At 56.1% G+C, this 6768-nt stretch carries 6 protein-coding genes and 1 pseudogene; 2 read left to right on the top strand and 5 right to left on the bottom strand.

What is annotated here, in order from left to right:
- Positions 1-519 (top strand): TRIC cation channel family protein (locus FDW87_RS08245; RefSeq protein ID WP_252363077.1); only part of this gene is annotated, 519 nt, incomplete at its 5' end.
- A gap of 119 nt (positions 520-638) precedes the next feature.
- Here the strand turns inward: FDW87_RS08245 and erpA are convergent.
- From erpA to clcA, 3 genes and pseudogenes are all read right to left on the bottom strand, one after another.
- Complete coding sequence (erpA, locus tag FDW87_RS08240; protein WP_003018581.1) at positions 639-983, bottom strand: iron-sulfur cluster insertion protein ErpA; 345 nt, start codon at positions 981-983, stop codon at positions 639-641.
- Positions 976-1041: pseudogene (gene yadW, locus FDW87_RS21165) on the bottom strand (small protein YadW). The gene erpA and the pseudogene yadW overlap by 8 nt, the downstream one beginning before the upstream one ends.
- A 23-nt stretch (positions 1042-1064) precedes the next feature.
- Entirely contained in the window at positions 1065-2486 is a 1422-nt protein-coding gene (clcA, locus tag FDW87_RS08235; RefSeq protein ID WP_137379622.1) for a H(+)/Cl(-) exchange transporter ClcA, read from the bottom strand.
- A gap of 168 nt (positions 2487-2654) precedes the next feature.
- On the opposite strand from clcA, the gene hemL reads away from it, so the two are divergent.
- Positions 2655-3935, top strand: coding sequence for a glutamate-1-semialdehyde 2,1-aminomutase (hemL, locus tag FDW87_RS08230; protein ID WP_016151749.1), 1281 nt, complete (start codon positions 2655-2657; stop codon positions 3933-3935).
- A gap of 97 nt (positions 3936-4032) precedes the next feature.
- Here hemL and fhuB read toward each other — a convergent pair whose 3' ends face one another.
- Together fhuB and fhuD are read right to left on the bottom strand one after the other, a co-directional pair.
- The gene (gene fhuB / locus FDW87_RS08225) at positions 4033-6015 is read right to left on the bottom strand and encodes a Fe(3+)-hydroxamate ABC transporter permease FhuB (protein ID WP_019078398.1); all 1983 of its coding nucleotides are present in this window, start codon (positions 6013-6015) and stop codon (positions 4033-4035) included.
- Positions 6012-6768: Fe(3+)-hydroxamate ABC transporter substrate-binding protein FhuD (fhuD, locus tag FDW87_RS08220; RefSeq protein WP_252363076.1), on the bottom strand; the 757-nt coding region annotated here is incomplete at its 5' end. The genes fhuB and fhuD, both read right to left, overlap by 4 nt.

Below are 6768 nucleotides of genomic sequence, written 5' to 3'. Positions count from 1 at the left end.
GGGGTGGTTACCGCCGTTGGCGGCGGTACGATCCGCGATATGGCGCTGGATCATGGACCGGTATTTTGGGTTAAGGATCCCACCGATCTGGTGGTGGCAATGATCACCAGCATGCTGACAATCCTGCTGGTACGTCAGCCACGACGTTTACCGAAGTGGATCCTTCCGGTGCTGGATGCCGTTGGCCTGGCGGTGTTCGTGGGGATTGGCGTCAATAAAGCATTTCTCGCCGGGACGGGCCCCCTGGTGGCGATTTGTATGGGGGTGATTACTGGCGTCGGCGGCGGGATCATTCGCGATGTGTTAGCTCGTGAAGTCCCGATGATTCTGCGCACCGAAATCTACGCCACGGCATGTATTATCGGCGGGATCGTGCATGCGACAGCGTTTTATACTTTTAATGTATCGCTGGAAAACGCCAGTATGATGGGGATGATCGTCACCCTGCTGATTAGGCTTGCCGCCATTCGCTGGCATTTGAAATTGCCGACGTTTGCTCTGGATGATAACGGGCGTTGATGTGATGATGCAGAACATGTAGGCCGGATAAGGCGTTTACGCCGCCAACCGGCACATTGCCCGGTGGCGCTACGCTTACCGGGCCTACACCATCAGACCATCGGTATTACAGGCAGCAATCAGATGCTGAAAGAAGAACCACACCCGCAGGTGCTTTTCGCATTGGGGTTAGTCACAACGAAGCGGGAACCTTCCAGACCTTCGGTATAGTCAACCGCGCCGCCCACCAGATATTGCAGGCTCATCGGATCAACCACCAGCCCCACACCTTGTTTCTCAATGGTCATATCACCATCGTTCACCTGATCATCAAAGGTGAAACCGTACTGGAAACCGCTGCAACCACCGCCGGTGATATACACGCGTAATTTCAGATTCGGGTTATCTTCGTCAGCGATCAGGCTTTTTACTTTATTGGCTGCTGCTTCAGTAAATTGCAGTGGCAGCGCTACGTCATCACTCATATTTTGCTCCAAACGACATTGGCAATTGGGCAAATTATAACCCAATGGTTAAGGCCATTATCTAATACCCTGGTATTTCGTTCAAGTATTCTCGCCAGCGGCGGTACTCTGGCTTTTTGCCGCCTGCTCCGCTTCCTGTTTTGCCAGCGTGCGGGCAAGGATAGTCGAGTATAGCGGCTTTCCACCCATAAATTGGGCTAATAGTGTTGCGCCAAGACAGGTAATAATCATTGGCAAAATGAGCTGATAGTTATCGGTCATCTCCAGCACCAGTACAATACCGGTTAGCGGTGCACGTACCGAAGCCGCCAGCAAAGCCCCCATTCCGGCAATGGCAAAGGTTCCGGCCTCCAGATGATACTGTGGAAAAGAGGCCGCCGCGGCCATACCGAACGCGGTGCCAAGTAACGTACCCAGCGCCAGCATCGGGGCAAAAATCCCACCGGGCGCGCCGGAAGAGAAGCACAGCAGCGTGGTGATCACCCGGGTAATAAATATAAACAGCAGTAAACCGACGCTAAAATTACCCGCCGCGGCGATAGGAATCAGGTTAAACCCGCCGCCTGCCGCTTCCGGTTTAATTAATCCCAGGATCCCGCACAGGCCACCAATCGCGCCACCCATCAGCACCCATTTTTTAATTTCACCGCCGTGGAAGCGCTGGAACATATCCTGGGTACGCAACACCATCGTGTTGAACAACGGCCCGACACAGCCAAAAATAAGCCCGAGTATAAGATACAGCCACAGCGTATTTACCGGTGCATTAGACAGCTTCCCGACTTCAATAATCGGTGCTTCACCGTTGAACACACGAAACACGATGCTCGACATAATAACGCCGGTAAACACGGCTTTGATCGAGACGAGGTTATAGCGAAACTGCGGGCGCATCTCTTCAATAATGAACAGGATCCCCGCCAGAGGCGCATTAAACGCCGCCGACAAACCCGCAGCCGCACCGGTGGCCAGCAAGGTATGTCGCGCTTCGGCGCTGCGCATGCGGAAAATATCCAGCACCATGCGCCCAATGTTCCCGCCTATCTGTACGGTCGGCCCTTCTCGCCCGAGCACCATACCGGCTCCCAGCGTGCCCATGCCGCCAATAAATTTCACCGGCAGAACGCGCCACCAGCGCACAGGTCGTAGCTCTTCCAGCGCGCCTTCAATCTCAGGGATCCCCGAGCCTCCCGCTTCCGGCGCAAATTTACGAACCAGAAAATAGCCGACCATCGCCAGCAATGCAGAGAGAATAAACGCCAGCGGCCACAGCAGAATGGCATGGTCCGCAACCTGGGCCAGGGCGCCAATGCGCTGATTTTGTACCCAGGTCACCGCTTTCTCAAATGCCACGCCAACAAGCCCCGTCACGGTACCGACAACGGCGGCCATCAACAGGATCGCCAGCGGCGTTTTGTCGCGTTCCAGGAGTCGACGGATTTGATCCCTGCGGCGTAAACGCACAATTTGTTGTGCTTCAAAAGAGGGAGAGTCAGTCTTCATCAGATGATCATTAATTGGTAATACAAATACGGAATCGGCATTCTACTCGCACATTTCACGAAAATCCCCTGCAAATCGCATTGTTTCAAATGCGTAAAACTTTCATAACCTTCTCTGAATAACTAGAATAGCGGGCATTTACTTTTTCTACGAACCAGGACCCCATCCATGAGTAAGTCTGAAAATCTCTACAGCGCAGCACGCGAACTTATCCCTGGCGGCGTTAACTCCCCCGTTCGCGCCTTTACTGGCGTGGGTGGTACTCCGCTGTTTATCGAAAAAGCGGACGGCGCGTATCTGTACGATGTCGATGGTAAAGCCTATGTCGATTACGTCGGTTCCTGGGGACCGATGGTACTGGGCCATAACCACCCGGCAATTCGCAATGCGGTGATTGAAGCCGCAGAGCGCGGTTTAAGCTTCGGCGCACCGACCGAGATGGAAGTGAAAATGGCGGAGCTGGTCACTGAACTTGTGCCGACCATGGATATGGTGCGTATGGTGAACTCCGGTACGGAAGCGACGATGAGCGCAATCCGTCTGGCGCGCGGTTTCACCGGTCGCGATAAGATCATCAAATTTGAAGGCTGCTATCACGGTCATGCCGACTGCCTGCTGGTTAAAGCTGGTTCCGGCGCGTTAACGCTGGGTCAGCCAAACTCCCCGGGCGTTCCAGCCGATTTTGCGAAACACACCCTGACCTGCACCTACAACGATCTCTCTTCAGTTCGTGCGGCATTTGAACAGTATCCGCAGGAGATCGCCTGCATTATCGTTGAGCCGGTCGCAGGCAACATGAACTGCATCCCGCCGCTGCCAGAATTCCTGCCGGGCCTGCGTGCCCTGTGTGATGAGTTTGGCGCACTGTTGATCATCGATGAAGTCATGACCGGTTTCCGCGTGGCGCTAGCCGGTGCGCAGGATTATTACGGCGTCGTTCCGGATCTGACCTGCCTTGGCAAAATCATCGGTGGCGGGATGCCCGTTGGCGCATTCGGCGGTCGCCGTGATGTGATGGACGCGCTGGCGCCAACCGGTCCGGTTTATCAGGCGGGTACGCTTTCAGGTAACCCGATTGCGATGGCGGCAGGCTTTGCTTGTCTGAACGAAGTGGCCCAGCCGGGTATTCATGAAACGCTAAATGAACTGACGACGCGTCTGGCGGAAGGTCTGCTGGAAGCCGCCGCAGAAACAAATATTCCGCTGGTGGTTAACCATGTGGGCGGGATGTTCGGGATTTTCTTCACCGATGCAGAAACCGTGACCTGCTATCAGGATGTGATGGCATGCGACGTTGAACGCTTCAAGCGTTTCTTCCACATGATGCTGGATGAAGGAATTTACCTGGCGCCGTCCGCCTTCGAAGCGGGCTTTATGTCCGTCGCGCACAGTGAAGACGATATCAATAACACCATCGACGCCGCGCGCCGGGTGTTTGCGAAATTGTAAAAGAGAACATCCAGAAATAACGTAGGCCGGGTAAGGCGAAGCCGCCACCCGGCTTTTTCATTGCCGGATGGCGACGCCTAAATGGAAGAGATTAACCTCAGCGACTCTGCTTACGTAGCAGATAGATAAAGTACGGCGCGCCAATAAACGTCGACAGTAATCCTGCCGGGATCTGATACGGAAACAGCACCATCCTGCCGCACCAGTCAGCAAAGACCAGCAGCACACCTCCCGCCAGCGCCGAAATCAGCATATGCGGCATCGCGCGACGAAAACCCATCATTCGGGCAATATGCGGAGCCATCAGCCCGACAAAACTCAACGGTCCAATGGTCATGGTTGCTGTCGCCGTTAGTCCCGCAGCCAACAGCAGTAACCCCACGCGTGACGGCGTGATCGCCATACCCACCGCACGCGCCGTATCGCCGCCGAGCGGTAAAATCGTCAGCCAACGACGACACAGCGGTGTCAGTGCCAGCAGGATAACCATCACAATCCCGGTGCGCAGTACCTGTTCGCCCGTCGCGTTATAGGTTGAGCCGGAGATCCAGGTCAGCACGCCCGCCATACGCGGATCGCCGCTGGCCTGCAGCATCATCAACAACATAGTAAACGCCGTACTGAGCGCCATCCCTGCCAGCAGCATACGGTGCGGCGAAAAACCACCGCGCCCGGCGGCAATCATAATGATAAGCAAGGTGACCGCAGCCCCGAGACTCCCTGCGGGCAGCAGCCAGCCAAATGCATTTCCGGGGACCAGAAACAGCATTAACACCACGCCAAATGCCGCGCCGGAGCTAATGCCCAGAACTTCCGGGCTCGCCATTGGGTTTCCGGTCAGACGCTGAATAATACAGCCCGCTACCGCCAGCATCACCCCGGCAATCAACGCCGCCAGAATACGTGGCCAGCGCCAGGGCATCAGTTCATCCAGCATCGCGCCGCTGGCCCATGTCCAGCCGTGCGCATCGCGGCCAAACGACAGCGCCACCACCAGAGTCAGCAGCAAAACCACCCCGCCCGCCAGCGCAAACATCAGTACATTCTGACGCTCCGCGGCGATACGGTTGCTGGCATTCATATCCGGTGCGCTCATACTTCTAAGGCGCGGCAACAACCACAGCAGCAATGGCGCACCAATCAGCGCCGTCACCGAACCGGTGGAGACCTCCATCCATACGCGGGTCAGCCACAGAATGATTTGGTCAGAGAGCCAGAGGATCAACGCACCAATCAGCGGGGCCAGCATCAGACGCGCCAACAGACGCCGCGCGCCGAGCATTTTCGCCAGCAGCGGTGCAAAGAGGCCAATAAAGCCGATAATCCCAACCGCGTTAACCAGCAAGGCGCTGATGACAATCGCCAGCGATAAGGCCGCCAGGCGCGCCAGCGACAACGCCAGACCGAGGTTACGCGCCACGCCGTCATCCAGTCCCATCAGCGTCATTGGACGCAACAGCAGCAGAGTCAGCATCACGCCGCCCAGCAGTTGCGGCCACAGTCGCTGTACGCCGCTCCAGTCGGTTTGGGTTAGCGTGCCACTACTCCATAAAAACATGCTTTGCAGTTGATCGTGATGGAAGATAACCATCAACTGGTTAATCGCCCCGCAGTACAGGCTGACCACCAGTCCGGCAAGGATTAACGTCACCGGAGAAAGACGTTTGCCCCAGGCGACGCCAAACACCAGCGCCCCAACGACACAAGCACCTGCCAGCGCAGCAAATTGCGTGGTGAGCGCACCGGGAATAGCCCACAGCGTCGTGACGGTAATGCCCAACTGCGCACCGGTCGCAACACCTAGCGTGGTTGGCTCCGCCAGTGGGTTACGCAGCACCTGCTGAAACAATACGCCGACCAGTCCCAGCCCGGCACCGACCAACAGCGAAATCGCCAGCCTCGGCAGCAGGCTGTAGTGGAAAACCATCTGTTTAATGGCATCGATATCCGGTGACCAGATAGCCTGTTGCCACTGGTTGCGCGGTAGCGCAACGGAGAAGTTAACCCATGTGAGCCAACAGGCGGCAACAAACAGAACCGTCAGCAGGAGAATGGGGAACAGCGCGATACGTTTACTCACGCTTTGCCTCCCAGCGCATTATCCAGAATGCGGGCAAAATGCATGGCTGATAGCGTTGCGCCATAGAACCAGACGGCCGGCACGCGCTGAAAACGTCCGCTGCGAACAAAGGGCATCGCCTGCCACAACGGCGTAGACATCAGTGCAGCCATCTCTTTATCGTTGCCGTGATCAAAGCACAATACATCGACATCCTGAAAAGCAGCCAGACGGTCAATACTCACGGCAGTGCTGCCCCAAAAGTTTGTCTCTCCCTGCCAGGCGTTGGGGATCCCATATTCGTCCAGCACGTCCTGAAACAGGCTGTTTGGGCCAAACACCAGCATATGCCGCGAATCAAGCAGAGAGGTGAGAAGCACAGGGCGCGCGCCGCGTTGAATGAAGCGCGGCTTCAGGCTGGCAATAAAACGATCGTACTCAGTCAGATGGCGTTCAGCAGAGTCCTGCAGATTGAACAATTGCGCCATTTCCTGCAGCGATTGTCGCGCAACGACCAGAGGTTTTTTACCGTCGCTGAAGTTAAATCCCCGACCAGGTGCAATACGCGCCAGCTTTTCCGGGGAAGGACCATAGCCTGCCGACCAGAGCAGAAACGAGGGTTTCATTTCGGTCAGCAGTTCGAGATTGGGTTCCGTGCGTAGCCCGACATCAATCACCGAGTCCGGTAGAGGTGGCTCACTGACCCACAGCTTGTAGTTAGGGATATCCGCAATGCCATACGGCGTAATACCCAGCGCCAGCAACAGCTCTACC

The organism is Citrobacter sp. wls826 (assembly GCF_005281245.1).
GTDB classification, from domain to species: Bacteria; Pseudomonadota; Gammaproteobacteria; order Enterobacterales; family Enterobacteriaceae; genus Citrobacter; species Citrobacter braakii.
Note: the sequence above shows the minus strand (reverse complement) of the source record. Positions and strands in the feature narration are given on the sequence as shown.

Coding starts and splice junctions, on each gene's coding strand:
- clcA (WP_137379622.1), bottom strand. CDS start 2,486: ATGAAGACTGACTCTCCCTCTTTTGAAGCACAACAAATTGTGCGTTTA.
- erpA (WP_003018581.1), bottom strand. CDS start 983: ATGAGTGATGACGTAGCGCTGCCACTGCAATTTACTGAAGCAGCAGCC.
- hemL (WP_016151749.1), top strand. CDS start 2,655: ATGAGTAAGTCTGAAAATCTCTACAGCGCAGCACGCGAACTTATCCCT.